Origin of the sequence: Thermorhabdus hydrogeniformans (assembly GCF_049310025.1) — a bacterium.
Taxonomy (GTDB): domain Bacteria; phylum Bacillota; class Thermosediminibacteria; order Thermosediminibacterales; family Tepidanaerobacteraceae; genus JBJYKD01.
Genome location: NZ_JBJYKD010000006.1, coordinates 14,846 through 31,622 on the forward strand (window position 1 = coordinate 14,846; position 16,777 = coordinate 31,622).

Consider the following 16,777-nt stretch of genomic DNA (forward strand, 5'->3'; position numbering starts at 1 on the left):
GTATGGGGCTTTTTATTTTTGTTTTATGTGATAGAATGTTTCATAGGAATTACTTGCCCCTTCGGTTTTTTTTTAGATTTCATACGGGGAGAGACCGGATATGAAAATCGGCATTCCGAGAGCGCTGTCCTATTACGCTTACTACCCTTTTATCAAGACCTTTTTTGAGAAGCTGGGCCTCGAGGTGGTGGTGTCCGATGAAACTACCAAAGAAATAATGGACCGGGGGGTTGAAGACGCCATTACCGACGCCTGCGTACCTGTTAAACTTTTTCACGGGCATGTCAAAAACCTCATGGACAGGGTGGATTTTGTTTTGGTTCCACGACTTGTCAGCATAAACCGGGAAGCCACTTTTTGCCCCAAATTTCTGGGATTGCCGGATATGCTTGCATGTTCCATAGAAAATTTTCAGAACATGCTGGAGGTAAGGATAGACCTTAAAAAGAGGAGGATGGAGCTGTTTTTTCTCTGCCTTAGGATTGCCAGAAAGTTCAAGAAGGGGTTTTTTACCGCTTACAATGCCTATTTGAAGGCCATATTCAGTTTCAAGAATTATGCCCATCAGTTCCTTCAGGGCGGAATTCCGCCTCTCGGTATTTTAGCCCAGAGGAGAAACGCCTCCATAAGGCTCGGCGTGGTGGGGTATCCCTATATGCTTTATGACCCCTACCTCAGTCTTGATCTTATCAAAAAGCTCATCAACATGGGCGTCTACGTGGTGACCCCTGAAATGGTGCCCGACCGGGAAAAATTAAAACAGGCCAGGAAGTTAAAGAAAACCCTTTTCTGGACGTTCAGCAACAATGTGGTGAGGACCGCATATCATTTCCTGGAAAAAAGATGCGTCGACGGCATAATACATGTCACCGCCTTCGGGTGCGGTCCGGATTTTATAGTGGATAAACTCATGGAGCTTGAGGCAAAAAGCCATAACATGCCGTACCTGACCATAACCCTGGACGAACACACCGGCCAGGAGGGGTTGAACACCAGGCTGGAGGCCTTTGTGGACATGCTGAAGATAAAACGAGCCAGGAAAGAGGCGCTGCTGGCATGAGAAGGGTTTCTTTTCCGTATATGGGGACATCTTACATCCCATTTAAGAATTTACTGACGGCCTTCGGCAATGAGGTTGTCCTGCCGCCGAAGCCCACAGCCGAAACCATAAGCCTGGGGACCAAGTACGCACCGGAGTTTGCGTGTTTCCCCTTTAAAATAGTGCTCGGAACGTATATCCAGGTCCTGGAGGCGGGAGCCGACACCATTGTATCCACGGGCGGCGTGGGTCCGTGCAGGGCCGGACTTTACACGACCCTGCAGGAAAAGATATTAAAGAACATGGGCTATGATTTTGAGATGATCACCCTGGAGCCGCCGGGCAGGCATCTGAAGGAATTAATAGGAAGTATCAAAAAACTTGTCAACGCCAGGCTTTCCTTCATGGATTACATAAATATCGGGCATTTTGTATGGAAGGAACTGGTTCTTCTGGACAAGGCCGAAAGGTTGTCGCATAAAATAAGACCCCTGGAAGTCAGAAAAGGCGAAGCCACCAGAGCCTATAAAAAATCCGTGGACATGGTGGCGGCGGCCAGAAACTACAAAGACCTGCTTGAGATAGAGCGGGAGATAGAAGCATTATACCAGAGAATAGAAAAAAAAGATTTTGATCCGGTGAAAATCGGCATTGTGGGAGAGATTTATGTATTGCTGGAGCCTGCCGCAAACCTGGAGATAGAGGAAACCCTCGGGGACCTGGGGGTTTACGTGGAGCGCTCCATGTTCCTGGCGGGATACACCGTTTCCAATGCGGTGATGGACCTCTTTCATATGGCGGGGGAGCGTGACATTAAGAAAATGGCGGCACCGTACTTTAAAGAGATGTGCGGCGGCCACGGCCGGGAGTCGGTGGGCAACGCCATTCTTTTTGCGAAGAGGGGGTTTGACGGCATAATCCAGCTGTCGCCTTTTACCTGCATTCCCGAAATAGTCGCCAAGAGCATTCTTCCGAAAGTCTGCCGGGAGCATGGCATGAGCTTCCTATCCATTACCCTGGATGAACAGACCGGTAAAGAGGGAATCAGGACCAGGCTTGAAGCCTTTGTCGACCTGCTTTCCGCCAGGAAGAAAAAGAAAAAATATTCCGGGCTCGAGCCGCAGCTTGTAAAGGAGATGTCGTAGATGGCACATTATCTCGGTATAGATGTGGGTTCTGTCAGCACAAACCTTGTAATAATTGATGACGATGGCCAGGTGGAGGAGGCCATATACATAAGGACTCAGGGGCAGCCCATAAAAGCCGTCCAGGAAGGCATGAAGATGCTTTCCTTCCGGAATAAGAAGGGCTGGAATATAAGGGCGGTGGGCACCACCGGCAGCGGCCGCCAGCTGGCGGCTGTCATTGTGGGCGCCGATGTAGTTAAAAACGAAATTACGGCCCATGCGGTGGCGGCCCAGAAGGAAGTTCCCGATGTGCAGACGGTGCTGGAAATCGGCGGTCAGGATTCCAAGATAATAATCCTTAGAGAAGGTGTGGTCACCGATTTTGCCATGAACACCGTGTGCGCCGCCGGAACGGGTTCTTTTCTGGACCAGCAGGCCAACAGGCTGGGAATCCCCATCGAGGAGTTCGGTAATTATGCCTTGAGATCAAAAAATCCGGTGCGCATAGCGGGAAGGTGTGCGGTTTTCGCCGAATCGGACATGATTCACAAGCAGCAGCTGGGATATAAGATAGAGGATATTATCCGCGGGCTTTGCCAGGCTCTGGTGAGAAATTATTTAAATAATGTGGGGAAGGGCAAAGAAATCCGCCCACGGATCGTGTTCCAGGGCGGTGTGGCCGCCAATGCCGGTATGAAGGCGGCTTTTGAGGAGGCCCTGGGGCAGAGCGTATATGTCCCGAAGCACCATAACGTAATGGGAGCCATAGGTGCGGCGCTTCTGGCCAAAGAGGCCGAAGTGGAAAAGACCGCATTTAAAGGCTTCGGCATTTCAGATATTAATTTTACCGCCGAAAGCTTCGAGTGCCGCGGCTGCCCCAACCACTGCGAAGTGGTGAACATCAGGATGGAGGGCAAAATAATCGCCAGGTGGGGTGACCGGTGCAACAAATGGAAAGCACTGGAAGGCGCCGATGTGGCATGAAAAGACCTCCCAAATTCAGGGGGTCTTTTTTCCTCTCTAATAAACCTACTGTGGCTCAACTTAAAGCAGATACCCAGTTGATTATATCCTCAAAATCTTTAAACGATCTGGCCGGGATGCTGTTTTTCCTGCAGTAAGAGAGCAGCGACTCTTTGGCGAAAACAACGTCGGCTTTTTTTGCCGGGCATATATCCGAATACCCATCACCGATATAAACGGCAAGGCCATTTTCAGGTTTGAGTTTTTCCATGATTTCGGTCTTACATGTGCCGCACTGGGGGCATGACACCGACCGGTGGGTGCACTCAATGTCAAAAAGGCTGCCGTCAATAATGAGCCTGTTGGAATAGTAGGGGATGTCCGTTATGCCGTACTTTTTAAAAACGGTGTCTATATTAAAATCGTAACCGTCGCTCAGCACATACACCATGTATCCCTTTTTACCGCATAGCTTTAAAAAGGGGATAAAGTAATCGTCTATCTCTATATTATCCTGCAAAAACTTCTTCAATTTCTCTCCGTCCGCATCAAAAAGCTTAAAGGTTTCCCGGGCGCAATCTTCGGTGGAAAGCCTCCTCTCCTTCCACAGGAGGTCTATGCTTTCCCAGTCGCCGCGGGCGAAGGCTTTAGCCATGGCGTCGCAGGTATCCTGCTTTGTTATTGTACCGTCAAAATCCACAAAAAAGGTCACAACCATTTAGCTCTCTCCTTTAAACACTCTGAAGTTTGTTGCCGGACTGACCGCATTTGCACCATTTTTGTTCGCTGTTCCTTAAAAGGCCGATCCGGTCACGCAACATTATATCACATGACGTGTTTTATTAGAATTCCAAAATGAATTTACACAATAGCCTCATTATAAAATTTGGCAAAAGGAGTTTTTGATTTTTCATAGAACTTTTATAACCTAAGAGAATGCAGGTTGATGGAATCCATGTTTTAAATTATTGTGTGACCGTGGAGGTGTCCCAATGGGAATAACCGTCCGTGACGCCCTGAAACTTAAAGGCCTTGATAAGGCGAGACTGGTGGCGGGGAAGGGTGGACTTGACAGGCGCATAAAAAGGGTTAGTGTCATAGAATGCCCCGAATCCCCGGAATTGTTTACCGAGGGGGATTTTTTTATAACCGCATTTTATGCATTTAAAAATGACGAGAAATCCCAGCTTGATATGGTGAAGGCACTGGTGAGCTCCAATTCCAGCGGCCTCTGTGTAATTGATATGTATTTAAAGGACCTTTCTCCCGAAATAAAACGGTATGCCGATGAGGTGTTATATCCTGTAATGATTTTACCAAACGATGTCCCTTACGGGGAAATAATTACAAACGTGATGGACGCCATTATACAGCGCAAAGACGATACCATAAAGGAAATGCTGGTAGACAGCCTGCTGCAGCCCGGTAAGACCGAAAATGAGATAATCAGTCTTGCAAATCAGATAAATCCCGATTTCAAAGAAAGGGTAACAGCAATATTTTACAGCAACCCGCGAACCGATATAAATGAAGATTTAATGCTGATAAAAAACAAAATTAAAATACCTCCCCACTGGTCCGTATTAAAGTACCGCCGGGGAATCCTTTTCATCCTGAGTTTTTCGAGAGAGACCAAAAAGAGCGTTGAGCTTTATGTGCAGGAGTTTATAAAAGAACTGGCGGGTATAAATTCATGTTTTAAACTGGGCGTAAGCGACCTTCATGAAAACCTGTCTCAATTAGGTGCTGGGATAAAGGAGGCCCTTCTGGCAGCCGATGCAGGGGAGAAACTAAATGACAAAAATATTATTTTTTATAGGGATCTGGGGCTGTATAAATTACTGATGCTTCTGAGAAACGAGCCTGAACTCAAAAAATTTAAAGATGAAATCATAGGTCCCATAGCGGATTACGATGAGAAGTACCATACCAAGTTATTGCAGACGATGATATGCTATGTGGAAAATGACGGCGATTTGCGCAGGACCGCCAGCGCCATGTTTCAACATGTGAATACAATAAGGTATCGCATTGAGAAAGTTAAGGAAATCCTGCATATGGAACACCTTAACAACAGCTTTTATGAACAGCTTTCGGTAGCTGTAAAGATTTATAAATTGTTATAATCCAAACTGTTTGTAATAAATACAAATAAAAAGACTTATGTTTTTATAATTTACAAAGGAAATAACCTGTGTATATCGAATATAGAGTAAAATTATTTCTCGAATATAAAGTAAAGTTATTGGTAGGGTGAGTTAATTTTAATTTTTATTTTATTATTATTACTTTAATAAGTTAACAATTTAAACTAGCATAATGGACTGTTTTACGGCGTACAAGCTAAAAACGGGCATGGGGAGGGGTGTAAAAAGATTAACAGGTATATGATTAATTTGGGATGTTGTCAATTTCGATAACCAGTAGGAGGGAATGCCTTGAGAAACTTGATTATCTCTAAAAAGCTTGTTTTTCTGTTCACCGTTCTTTTAGTTGCCGTTATAACTCTCGCTGGGTGCGGCGGGCAGAACGCATCGAATTCAACGGGGCAAAAACAGTCCAATGCCCCCGGGCAAATTGTCTTCTATGCCCAGAACAGCACCCCGATTACGGACTTTGACCCAAGTGTCGAGTTTTCAAACGGTGTTGTTACTCTTAATAATATCTATGAAACACTTTTGAGATATGATCCGCTGGAGAAAAAATTCACGCCCGTGCTGGCCACGGATTATGAGAAGAGTGAAGACGGTTTGACCTGGATTTTCCATATCAGGAAGGGTGTCAAATTCCACGACGGCACGGATTTAAATGCTGAAGCTGTGAAATTTTCCATTGAAAGGACTATAAAGCTTGGGAAAGGAGCTTCATTCATTTGGGACCCGGTGAAAGAGATAAATGTAAAAGATGAATATACTGTCGAATTCAAGCTCAAATATCCGGCGCCACTGGATTTAATTGCATCATCGGCATATGCGGCTTTTATCATGTCACCCACTGCGGTGAAGTCAAACCCCGAAGGCTGGCTTACCCAGGGACACGAAGCGGGCACCGGTCCTTACAAGCTTGAAAGCTTTCAAATGGGCCAGGAGGTGGTCCTGACAAAATTTGACGATTACTGGGGCGGATGGGAAGGTAAACATTTTGACAAGGCAGTAATCAAAAAAATCCCTGAGACCGCGACGCGCCGCCAGATGGTGGAAAAAGGTGAAGTGGATATTACACGGGACCTTCCGTATGAAGATGTAGAAGCTTTAAAAAATAACCAGAATCTTGTTGTAGAGACGGGTCCGTCTTTTGAAAACCTGTTAATGCTGTTTAACACCGATAAAAAACCTCTGGACAACAAACTTGTAAGGCAGGCGCTATCGTATGCCTTTCCGTATGATGATGTGGTGAAATATGCCGCGGGTGGTTATGCAACCCAGGCTAGAGGTGCGGTGCCCTATGGCCTCTGGGGGCACGGAGAGAACCTGTTCCAGTATAAATATGATTTGGAGAAAGCCAAAGAATTATTGAAACAGGCCGGCTATCCCAACGGCGGTTTCAAATTGCTGCTGACTTACACGGCCGGGGACGAAGCCGAAAAGAAGACAGCGGAACTTTATAAATCCGAACTTTCAAAGCTAAATATAGAATTGGAAATCAGAGCAATGCCATGGGAATCCCAGTGGGAAATGGCAAAAGACAAGGACCCTGACAAGCGCCAGGACATATTTACTATGTACTGGTGGCCGGATATCGCAAGCCCTTATTCTTATCTTTACAACATATTCCACAGCCAGGATGATATACTGTTTAACCTGGCCTATTGGGAAAACGGGGAATTTGACAATCTGGTTGATGAGGGCTCGAGGCAGAGCGGCATTGACATGACGAAAGCGGAAGAACTGTTTATCAAGGCGCAGGAAATACTCACTGAAGAAGCCCCCGCGATCTTTGTATATGACAAGCAGTATATAAAAATTTTCAATAAATCGTTAAAAGGCTACAAAGATAATCCCGCTTATCCAAACGTGGTGTTCTTTTATGAAACCTATCGAGAGAAATAAGTTTTGAAAAAATGGCAGGGGCTGAAATTTCGGCCCCTGCTATAAACTTCAGGGGGATGAAACATTGAAGACTTTTATAGCCAAACGACTGCTACTGGGTATTGTGGTATTGTTTGGAGTCATACTGATCACTTTTACACTTACCAGAGTAATACCTTCCGACCCGGCAGCCCAATGGGTGGGGCCGAGAGCGACGGCGGAACAAATTAAAGCTGCGCGTATAGAACTCGGGCTCGATAAGCCTCTTTATATACAGTTCGCCATATATTTACAAAATTTACTCAAGGGCAACCTGGGCTATTCGCTGAAGAGCCATCAGCCTGTGATGAATGAACTAAAAACGTATATCCCCGCCACGATGGAACTTGTCCTTCTATCCACAATAGGAGCGGTCTTTATCGGTCTTCCGCTGGGAGTGATGTCGGCGAAGCGAAAAGACGAATGGGTAGACCATATCTGCAGATTTTTTTCCGTAGGGGCGGTATCGCTTCCCACATTCTGGATAGGCATATTTCTGCAGCTTGTATTTTACAGATGGCTGGGCATACTGCCGATGGGCGACCAGCTGAGCATGAACATAAAACTAATGTACAACATCCCGAGAATAACCGGCTTTCTAACATTAGACAGCCTAATTACAGGCAATTTTGTAGTCTTTAAAGATGCGCTGACCCACCTTATCCTTCCGGGCATAACAATAGCCCTGTATCCCATAGGATTGGTGGCCCGCATGACGCGGTCGGCACTTCTGGAGATATTAAACGAAGACTATATAAGAGCGGCAAGATCTTACGGCCTGCCCGAGCGCATGGTCTTATGGTCCTATGCCCTCAAAAATTCCCTGGGGCCCACGGTCACGGTAGTAACCCTGTCAATAGGCTACACACTGGTAAACACATTTCTGGTGGAATCCATATTCAGCTGGCCGGGCATAGGCAACTATGTGGCGACAGCCGTAATGAGCCTCGACTATCCGGCCATAATGGGAGTTACAATATTTTCCGCCTGCGCTTATGTCATACTGAATCTAATCGCAGACATAATCATCGCCATGGACCCGCGCGTTCGGATATAGGAAGGTGGTTAAAATGTTTGGCAAAATATTTTCGCCGGAAGTATTAAAGCCTCGAATAAGGGAATTGAAACTATCTATCTATCTTTTAAATAAAAACAAATTAACAAGGCTGTCCATGATAACCGTTATGCTACTGGTTGCCATTGCTATTTTAGCGCCCTTTATTGCTCCGTACCCGTCACATATATACGGCATTGCAAATCCCCAGGACAAGCTGCTGCCCCCGTCGGCAAAATACATCTTTGGCACCGACGAACTGGGCAGGGATGTATTCAGCCGCGTTCTTTATGGAACCAGGATATCCCTCCAGACGGCCGTACTGGCAGTGGGTCTTGCGCTCCTGATAGGCATTCCCCTGGGGGCCATAGCGGGCGCTACCGGGGGATACGTGGATGAAATAATCATGAGGATAACCGACATATTTTTGAGTTTCCCTCCACTCCTTCTCGCCATAGCCATCGCCGCATTTCTGGGGCCGAACCTCCAGAATGCCATGCTGGCCATAGCCATTTCATGGTGGCCGTGGTATACGAGACTGGTGAGGGGGCAGGCCGTCTCCATAAGAGAGCGGCAGTTTGTAAAGGCTGCAAGGGCCATAGGCACACCTCATTTTAAAATAATATTCGGCCACATAGTGCCCAACTGCATTGCGCCGGTAATAGTACAGGCCTCAATGGATTTAGGCGGAGTCATATTGACCGCGGCATCCTTAAGCTTTCTTGGATTAGGCGCTCAGCCTCCCACTCCAGAATGGGGTTTAATGGTAAGCACGAGCAGGAACTACTTTTTAAATGCATGGTGGTACAGCGTCTTCCCCGGCATTGCCATATTCATTACAGTTCTGGCTTTTAACCTATTGGGCGACGGCTTGAGGGAAATAATGGATCCAAAAACAAGAAAATATTGAGGAGTGGGGCTAATGCAAAATTATTTTGAAATAAAAGACCTGAAAATAAGCTTTAGAACATTTGAAGGAATAAAAAAAGTCCTTGAACTGGAATCGATGAACATTAACAAAGGAGAAACCTTTGGCCTGGTGGGAGAAAGCGGCTCCGGCAAGAGCGTGCTCGCACTGACCATCCTGGGGCTTTTGCCGGTACCGCCCGGCATAATTGAAAGCGGGCAGATAATTTTCGGCGGCGAAGACCTTCTCAAAAAAAGAGAAGACGAAATGCGAAAAATCCGCGGCAAAAAAATATCCATGATTTTTCAAGACCCCATGTCGACTTTAAACCCGGTTTTTACCGTGGGAGAACAGATCATCAGAGTTATCCGCAACAACGAAGGAGTAAACAGGAAGCAGGCTGAAAAAAAAGCCCTTGAAATGATAGAACTTGTCAAACTGCCCGACGCCAGAAATATCCTGAGAAAATACCCGCATGAACTGAGCGGCGGCCAGAGGCAGAGGATAATAATAGCCATCGCCCTTTCCTGCGGCGCCGAATTCCTGATTGCAGACGAACCCACCCGCAACCTGGATGTAACCATTCAGGCGGGTATCCTGAAACTCATAGCTGAGCTAAAAAAAGAACTGAAGGTTACCGTCCTGTTCATAGCCAACAACCTGGGGCTTGTTTCCGCCGTGTGCAACAGAGTGGGCATACTGCATGAAGGCAGGATCGTTGAAACGGGTACGGTAAAAGAAGTCATAAAAAACCCGATGCACCCTTACACGGTGACCCTCTTAAAGGCCATACCGGCAAACAGGGAAGAAAAAATCGATTTGAGCAGGATATTGGTCAGAAGAGAACACGGGCAGGAATCCCTCGGCTGCCGCTACTTCGACAGATGTCCCGAAAGATCCGAGCAATGCAGCAAATCCAATCCTTCCCTCACACCTGTTGACGGCAGCCATCTGGTAGCCTGCTTAAAGGCTGTCGAGAGGAGTGCAATGAATGAGCGAACCGCTTCTTGAAGTAAAACAATTAAAAAAATACTTTCCCGTAAAGGCGGGTTTTTTTTCAAGGCCTGTAGCATGGGTAAAGGCCGTCGACGGCGTCACATTAAACATCAACCGGGGGGAGGTCCTCGGCCTTGTCGGCGAGTCCGGGTGCGGCAAGACCACCCTCGTAAATGTCATTCTAAAGCTTGAAGAACCGACTTCGGGCCGGGTTATATTCGAAGGCAAGGATTTATTTAATTTAAATCAGAAGGACTTGAGAGAAACTCGAAAAGACGTACAGATAGTATTTCAAGACCCGTTCTGGTCTTTAAACCCCAGGCTGCTCGTAAGGGACATCATAGGAGAACCCTTAAATGTCCACCTGAAATTAAGCCCCGGGGAACTTGTCAAAAAAGTTGAAGAACTTTTAGAGCTGGTGGGCCTTCCAAAAGAAGGGGTTTACAAATACCCCCATGAATTCAGCGGCGGGCAGAGGCAGAGGATAGCCATTGCAAGAGCACTGGCGGTAAGGCCCAAGCTAGTGGTCCTGGACGAACCCACATCGGCTATAGACGTACTTTCACAGGCGCAGATATTGATGCTTTTAAAAGACCTCAAAGAAAAAATGGGCCTGACATACATCCTGATATCCCATGACCTGAGTGTAGTAAACTATATGGCCGACAGGATTGCGGTCATGTATCTCGGGAAAATCGTGGAATACGGGCCGGCCGAAAAGGTATTTGCAAATCCGGCGCACCCTTACACAAAAGCCCTGTTCATGGCCATTCCTGATCCGGATACAGAAGGCATAGAATCGATAATGACGCTGGAAGGCAATGTGCCCAGCGCCATAAATCCTCCGGCCGGCTGCCGCTTCCATACCCGCTGCCCGCTGGCGGGGGAAATCTGCAGCAAGAAGGAGCCGCCGGCGGTGAAACTGGATGATGAGCATGAGGCGTCATGCTTTTTACTGGAAAAATCATAGACAACCCGGAGGTGGAACTTTTGAAAAAGGTTGGTTCTCGGATTTAAGGCACCCGACATATGGAGGTCAGAAAATGGCCTGTCTGTACTGAACCCCCGCTTTTTTGGATTTAATGTTGATTATATTCCCATAGAGAAAAAATTAAAATGATTTTCCAGGAGGGATTTACAATGGCAAGACTTTACGAGTATGAACTGGCAAAATCCGCCGACATATTGATGAGGGAGATGTTTAAATTAAAACCGGGAGAGACCATAATAATCACGGCGGACACCGAGTCCGATGAACGCGTGGTAAATGCCGCCGCCGCTGCTGCCTTTGCAGTAGGAGCAAAACCCATGGTGATATGGCTTGCATCTCCACACGGCGTAGGCAAGGCAGCCGATCCCATGCTCCCCGTAAACGCCCTGACGGCCGCTTTATGCGAAGCGGACGCCTGGGTGGAATTCAACAACGAATGGCTGCTTTATTCCACACCCTTTGAAACCGCCATGGAAAAAAACAAAAAACTCAGATACCTGTGCCTTGTTGGTATGGATGCAGACATGATGGTCAGGGTAATCGGCAGGGTGGACCAGCCGACCCTATCCGAATTTTTGCATAAGGCAACTGAATTGACGGCAAAGGCCAAACACGTGCGGATAACAACTCCCGCTGGCACCGACCTGGAATTTGACAATGAGCCGCAGTATAAATTTACATGCGACGACGGCGATGCTTCAGAGCCGGGTATGCACATGCTGGCGGGCCAGATATGCTGGATACCCAGATTCGAGACAATAAACGGCACCCTTGTGTTTGACGGCACTCTTTCCCCGCCCTGCGGTCATCTGAAACAACCCATAGTGATGAAGATTGAGAAAGGCAGGGTGGTTGACATAAAAGGCGGCGACCAGGCTATTGAATTTAAGGCCTGGCTTGAAAGCTTCGATGACCCCAATATGTTCAGATTGGCCCACGTGTGCTACGGCTTCAACCCCGGTGCAAAACTCACCGGAAATGTCCTGGAAGACGAGAGGGTCTGGGGTTCTACGGAATGGGGCCTCGGCTACCTGAGCCCGATAGACGCTCCGCCCGAGGGGATAAATGCCAAATCCCACTGTGACGGAATCTGCATGAATTCCACCGTCTGGCTGGACGGGGTAAAGATCCTGGATAACGGCATAGTTGTCCATCCGGAACTCGCCTCTATGGTAAGAAAACTGGGGAAATAACCGGGCAAATAATTATGAAATAAGATAAGGAGGAAGCAGTTTATGCAAAAACTGACGAGACAGGACCTATATGACATACTTTACGGGTGCACCATACTTGGCACCGGCGGCGGGGGAAAACTGGAGAAAGGGCTTGCCCTGGTCGACCGGGCCCTGAATGCCGGAAAAGAGTTTGTTTTAGCCGATCTTTCTGAAATACCGGATGACGCTCTCATTGCATGCCCCTACTACTGCGGCTCCATATCGCCGACCACGCCCGAGCAGGAGGCGAAGTACGCCGCTCTGCCGCACATAGATGAAGAACCCGCATTAAGGGCTTTCAGGGTACTGGAGGAATACAGGGGCCAAAAGTTCTACGGTGCGATTTCTACAGAACTGGGCGGCTCAAATACCGCCGTGGCCTTTTACGTGGCGGCCATGATGGGCATATACATAATAGATGCGGACCCTGCAGGCCGTTCGGTCCCCGAACTGCAACACTCCACCTTTTTTATCAACAAACTGCCGATAACACCAATGGCTGTGGCCAACGAATTCGGGGATACAGTCATTGTGAAGGATGTGGTAGACGATTTCCGGGCCGAGGCTCTTGTCAGGGCGATGGCGGTGGCGAGCAAGAACCACGTTGGAGTCGCCGACCACCTGACTGCGGCGGGAAACCTTAAAAAAGCCGTGATTCCCGGGGCCATTTCCTACGCTTTAAAGATAGGCAGGGCGTACAGACAGGCAAAAGAGGCCGACAAAGACCTGGCGGCGGAGCTTGCGAAGGCCGGAAGCGGCTATGTAATCTTCAGGGGAATCGTAAAGGATTTAAAATGGCAGGACAAAGACGGATTTACCATCGGGGATACGATTATTGAAGGCGACAGAGAATTTACGGGATCGGATTACAGAATATGGTTTAAAAACGAGAACATCATCTCATGGAGAAACGGCAAGATCGACGTAACCGTTCCCGACCTCATATGCATCGTCGCCGACGACACCAAACAACCCGTGACAAACCCGAATTTTGAACCCGGGCTGAGGGTCTCCGTGATCGGGTTACCCGCACCAAAAGAATGGAGGACACCGGAAGGCCTAAAGGTCTTCGGGCCAAAGCACTTTGGGTATGATATCGATTATGTGCCCATCGAAAAAATGTTTTAAAACGGGAGGCTTAAATGAATTCCCGGGCCGTGGAATGGCTACAAGCCGGTACCTGCGGGATAGAGAACCGGATGGCTGCAGCCTTCAAAATGGCTGTAATGATGGCTGATCTAAGGCTGAAGCACTCAAAAGTCGGGCTGTACATGACTCCCTATAAAGGGAAGATAAGCGGTTATTAATCGGAGGGAACTGAATGAGCTTGCAGATTTTAGAGGCCCGGGATATTATTTTTTTCCAGTTTTTCCGCCTTTGATTCCACTTCGTTCTTCATTTTTTCTTTAAAATCCTTTATCCGCTCCCTTATATAAGGATACTTAATCCCCAGAATCTGGGCTGCCAGGATGCCGGCGTTTCTGGCGTTGTTAATGGCCACGGTGGCCACCGGAACCCCGCCGGGCATTTGTACAATCGATAGAAGCGAATCAAGGCCGTTTAAACTGGATGTCTTTACAGGAACGCCTATGACTGGGAGCGGGGTTATGGCCGCCACCATGCCGGGCAGGTGAGCCGCACCGCCCGCGCCTGCTATTATCACTTCAAGCCCTCTTTCTTCGGCGGTCCTGGCGTAATCAAACATTCTCTGGGGGGTCCTGTGGGCCGAGACTATTGTGAGCTCGTAACTTACCGCCATATGGTCTAAAATATTTGCCGCTTCCTCCATAACCGGAAGGTCCGAGTCGCTGCCCATTATGATCCCCACTAAAGGCTTGCTTTCTCTCATTTTTTTGCTTCCTCCCCTCTTAAGTTGCCTGTTGCAAACAATTTGTAAGCGGTCTGTCAACGGCGATGGCTGCCTTTTTATTTCTTATAGTGTCTCATTACTTCGTTCCTCAATTCTTTTAGTATAGACACTTAAGTTTTTCATATAACTTTTTACACTACCCCGGAAATTACTTTTAGGGTTCGCTTTACCCTTTCAGCCTTCTGTATGGCCTTTTCCAGATCCATGTCAATCACCGTCACGTGCCCCATTTTTCTGAAAGGCTTGGTGTTTTTTTTGCCGTATATATGTAAGCTTACTCCGGGCATGGATAAAATATCCGGCACTCCGGTGTATGCCGGCGGTCCTTCAAAACCCTCTTCCCCCAGGATATTCACCATCACGGCGGGGCACAGCAGGTCCGTGGAGCCGAGGGGCAGACCCGTTATGGCACGGATGTGCTGTTCAAATTGAGAAGTAACGCAGGCCTCAATGGTATAATGGCCGGAGTTATGAGGCCTGGGGGCTATTTCGTTTACCAGAACCCTTCCATCCTTAGCGAGAAACATCTCTATGCCGAAAATACCTACGCCGTCCAGGGCCTCCACGCAGCCCACGGCAATTTCCTCCGCTTCTTTCTTTATTTTTTCGCTTATTCGCGCCGGGGCTATTACCATATCGCAGATATTGGCCCTTTCGTCAAAGGACATCTCCACAACCGGGTAGCACTTTATCTCTCCATATGTGCTCCTCGCCACCATCACCGCCAGCTCTTTTTCAAAATCGACGAACTCTTCCAGGAAAGTTTCCCCCTGTAGAGCGTCCTTTAGGTCCCCTTCATCCCGTATGATAAAAACACCGCGGCCGTCGTACCCGCCCCTGCACGCTTTTTGAACGACAGGAAAACCGAGCTCCTTAACCGAAGATTCCAAACTATCCTCTACTTTTTTCCATCTGGCAGTGAGTATGCGGTTTTTAATCAGCACCTCTTTCTGTGCGGATTTGTCCTGAATGATTTCTAAAAGGCCCGGCGACGGGTAAATCCTGTGACCTTCCGCTTCCAGCTCTTTAAGGACGCCCGTGTTGATGTGTTCTATTTCGTAGGTGGTTATGTCGCTTTTTAAAACGGCCGCCCTTATTTTTTCCCCGTCGTACAGGTCCCCCACAATCTGGCGGTCCGCCACCTGGCCGGCCGGGGAATCCGGCGTGGGGTCCAGAACCGTGACGAAAAAACCAAATTTTTTGGCTTCCACGGTGAGCATTTTCCCCAGCTGTCCGCCGCCTATAATCCCGATTTTCAAGTGCGCGGCAAAACCCATTATTTCCACTCCCAAACAATTTAAAATTCGAACTAAATGGTAATAAATAAAAAAAATATACGGCAAGATCCTTACTTTTAAATAAAGCAGAGTTTGCCTGGTTTGTCAATATAAAATAAAAAATTAAAAGCCCGCCGGCGGCTAACTATCGATACCAATTGGTTTGCGGTACCTCGCTAACCCCGGCAGGTATTATTATTTTCTCCCGAAAAAAACGCCTTATAATGACAATCTTCTGGAAAGCCTGGGAAAAAAGCCATTGGGAAATACCGCCACAAGGTAAATGAAAATTAAATAAAGAGTGAAGCTGTGGGGAATTATATCAATGAGCAAAGAACATCGCATGGTGTAATTTCGTAAAACCTATTGCGCTGAGTTATTATTCAACATTACTGTTATGCCGATTAAAATTGGAGTGATGAAGATGAGAGCGCTGTGGAGAGGTTCCATCAGCTTCGGTCTGGTTAATGTTCCCGTAAAGATGTACGCCGCCACCGAGAGAAAGAGCATAAGCTTCCGCCAGATTCACAGGGCGTGCGGTACCCCCATTCGCTATGAAAAGGTATGTCCCGTATGCGGCCGCAAGGTAGAAGATGATGAAATCGCCCGGGGCTACGAGTATGAAAAGGGGAGATTTGTGATAATCGAGGACGGGGACCTGGAGAGCATACCAGACAGGACCACCAGGACTATAGATATTGTGGACTTTGTGGATTTGAAGGAAATTGACCCCATCTATTTCGACCATTCCTATTTTCTTGGGCCGGAGGAAACCGGGCAGAAGGCTTATATACTTTTGAGAAAGGCCATGGAGGAAGCGGGGAAGATTGGCATCGCAAAGGTGGTGATCCGGGCAAAGCAGAGCCTGGCCTGTCTCCGCCCCTACGGTGAACACCATCTGGTCATGGAGACCATGTTTTTCCCCGACGAGGTGAGAAATGCGGCGGAAATTCCCATATCGCCGGATGTAAAGCTTCATGAAAACGAGGTCAGGATGGCGGTTCAACTGGTGAGTTCCCTTTCCACCGGCTTCAGGCCGGAAAAATATACCGACGAGTACCGGAAGGCCTTGCTTGAAATCATACGGGCCAAGGTGGAAGGTGAAGAAGTGACAATACCCGCGGCCCGGGAAGAAAAGGTTGTGGACCTCATGGAAGCCTTAAAGGCGAGCCTTGCCCTGGCGGAAAAAGAAAAGGAAAAAGAGGATAAAGCCAAAACCCCCGGCAGGAGGGGGCGCAAAAAGAAAGTCGCCGGCTAAATGAGCCCTGATGT

The 16,777-nt window shown here is 47.8% G+C and carries 17 protein-coding genes; 14 read left to right on the forward strand and 3 right to left on the reverse strand.

From position 1 onward, the window contains the following. Nucleotides 1–100 precede the first annotated feature (100 nt). From ACKX14_RS04140 to ACKX14_RS04150, 3 genes are read left to right on the forward strand one after another with little or no spacing between them, the layout of a single operon-like run. Nucleotides 101–1,060 carry an acyl-CoA dehydratase activase-related protein gene (locus ACKX14_RS04140; RefSeq protein WP_422444948.1) on the forward strand — a complete coding sequence of 320 codons (960 nt, stop codon included), beginning with the start codon at nucleotides 101–103 and terminating at the stop codon, nucleotides 1,058–1,060. After that, nucleotides 1,057–2,184, forward strand: coding sequence for an acyl-CoA dehydratase activase-related protein (locus tag ACKX14_RS04145; protein WP_422444950.1), 1,128 nt, complete (start codon nucleotides 1,057–1,059; stop codon nucleotides 2,182–2,184). Before ACKX14_RS04140 ends, ACKX14_RS04145 begins: the two co-directional genes overlap by 4 nt. After that, nucleotides 2,185–3,150 (forward strand): acyl-CoA dehydratase activase, encoded by a 966-nt coding sequence (locus ACKX14_RS04150; RefSeq protein ID WP_422444952.1) that lies wholly within the window; start codon nucleotides 2,185–2,187, stop codon nucleotides 3,148–3,150. Nucleotides 3,151–3,205: 55 nt separating this feature from the next. Here ACKX14_RS04150 and ACKX14_RS04155 read toward each other — a convergent pair whose 3' ends face one another. Next, entirely contained in the window at nucleotides 3,206–3,847 is a 642-nt protein-coding gene (locus ACKX14_RS04155; RefSeq protein WP_422444954.1) for an MtnX-like HAD-IB family phosphatase, read from the reverse strand. Between the two features lie 274 nt (nucleotides 3,848–4,121). On the opposite strand from ACKX14_RS04155, the gene ACKX14_RS04160 reads away from it, so the two are divergent. From ACKX14_RS04160 to ACKX14_RS04205, 10 genes are all read left to right on the forward strand, one after another. After that, complete coding sequence (locus ACKX14_RS04160) at nucleotides 4,122–5,255, forward strand: PucR family transcriptional regulator (RefSeq protein WP_422444956.1); 1,134 nt, start codon at nucleotides 4,122–4,124, stop codon at nucleotides 5,253–5,255. Between the two features lie 312 nt (nucleotides 5,256–5,567). Continuing rightward, nucleotides 5,568–7,178, forward strand: coding sequence for an ABC transporter substrate-binding protein (locus tag ACKX14_RS04165; protein ID WP_422444958.1), 1,611 nt, complete (start codon nucleotides 5,568–5,570; stop codon nucleotides 7,176–7,178). Between the two features lie 64 nt (nucleotides 7,179–7,242). Continuing rightward, a complete protein-coding gene (locus ACKX14_RS04170) occupies nucleotides 7,243–8,253 on the forward strand; it encodes an ABC transporter permease (protein ID WP_422444960.1) in 1,011 nt (336 codons plus the stop codon). Between the two features lie 13 nt (nucleotides 8,254–8,266). Next, entirely contained in the window at nucleotides 8,267–9,160 is an 894-nt protein-coding gene (gene nikC, locus ACKX14_RS04175; RefSeq protein ID WP_422444962.1) for a nickel transporter permease, read from the forward strand. Between the two features lie 12 nt (nucleotides 9,161–9,172). Then, entirely contained in the window at nucleotides 9,173–10,168 is a 996-nt protein-coding gene (locus ACKX14_RS04180) for an ABC transporter ATP-binding protein (RefSeq protein WP_422444964.1), read from the forward strand. Further along, a complete protein-coding gene (locus ACKX14_RS04185) occupies nucleotides 10,149–11,123 on the forward strand; it encodes an ABC transporter ATP-binding protein (RefSeq protein ID WP_422444966.1) in 975 nt (324 codons plus the stop codon). Before ACKX14_RS04180 ends, ACKX14_RS04185 begins: the two co-directional genes overlap by 20 nt. A gap of 30 nt (nucleotides 11,124–11,153) precedes the next feature. Then, nucleotides 11,154–11,273, forward strand: coding sequence for an S-methyl thiohydantoin desulfurase domain-containing protein (locus ACKX14_RS04190; RefSeq protein WP_422444968.1), 120 nt, complete (start codon nucleotides 11,154–11,156; stop codon nucleotides 11,271–11,273). 20 nt (nucleotides 11,274–11,293) lie between these two features. After that, a complete protein-coding gene (locus ACKX14_RS04195) occupies nucleotides 11,294–12,337 on the forward strand; it encodes a 2,5-dihydroxypyridine 5,6-dioxygenase NicX family protein (RefSeq protein ID WP_422444970.1) in 1,044 nt (347 codons plus the stop codon). Nucleotides 12,338–12,379: 42 nt separating this feature from the next. Further along, nucleotides 12,380–13,486, forward strand: coding sequence for a DUF917 domain-containing protein (locus tag ACKX14_RS04200; protein ID WP_422444971.1), 1,107 nt, complete (start codon nucleotides 12,380–12,382; stop codon nucleotides 13,484–13,486). Between the two features lie 14 nt (nucleotides 13,487–13,500). Next, a complete protein-coding gene (locus ACKX14_RS04205; protein ID WP_422444973.1) occupies nucleotides 13,501–13,665 on the forward strand; it encodes a hypothetical protein in 165 nt (54 codons plus the stop codon). A 29-nt stretch (nucleotides 13,666–13,694) separates the two neighbouring features. Here ACKX14_RS04205 and purE read toward each other — a convergent pair whose 3' ends face one another. Together purE and purK are read right to left on the reverse strand one after the other, a co-directional pair. Next, entirely contained in the window at nucleotides 13,695–14,207 is a 513-nt protein-coding gene (purE, locus tag ACKX14_RS04210) for a 5-(carboxyamino)imidazole ribonucleotide mutase (RefSeq protein WP_422444975.1), read from the reverse strand. A gap of 152 nt (nucleotides 14,208–14,359) precedes the next feature. Continuing rightward, entirely contained in the window at nucleotides 14,360–15,505 is a 1,146-nt protein-coding gene (gene purK / locus ACKX14_RS04215) for a 5-(carboxyamino)imidazole ribonucleotide synthase (RefSeq protein WP_422444977.1), read from the reverse strand. 424 nt (nucleotides 15,506–15,929) lie between these two features. Between purK and ku the strand changes: the two genes are divergently transcribed. Next, on the forward strand, nucleotides 15,930–16,763 hold the full coding sequence (gene ku / locus ACKX14_RS04220) for a non-homologous end joining protein Ku (RefSeq protein ID WP_422444979.1): 834 nt from the start codon (nucleotides 15,930–15,932) through the stop codon (nucleotides 16,761–16,763). Nucleotides 16,764–16,777: the final 14 nt, after the last annotated feature.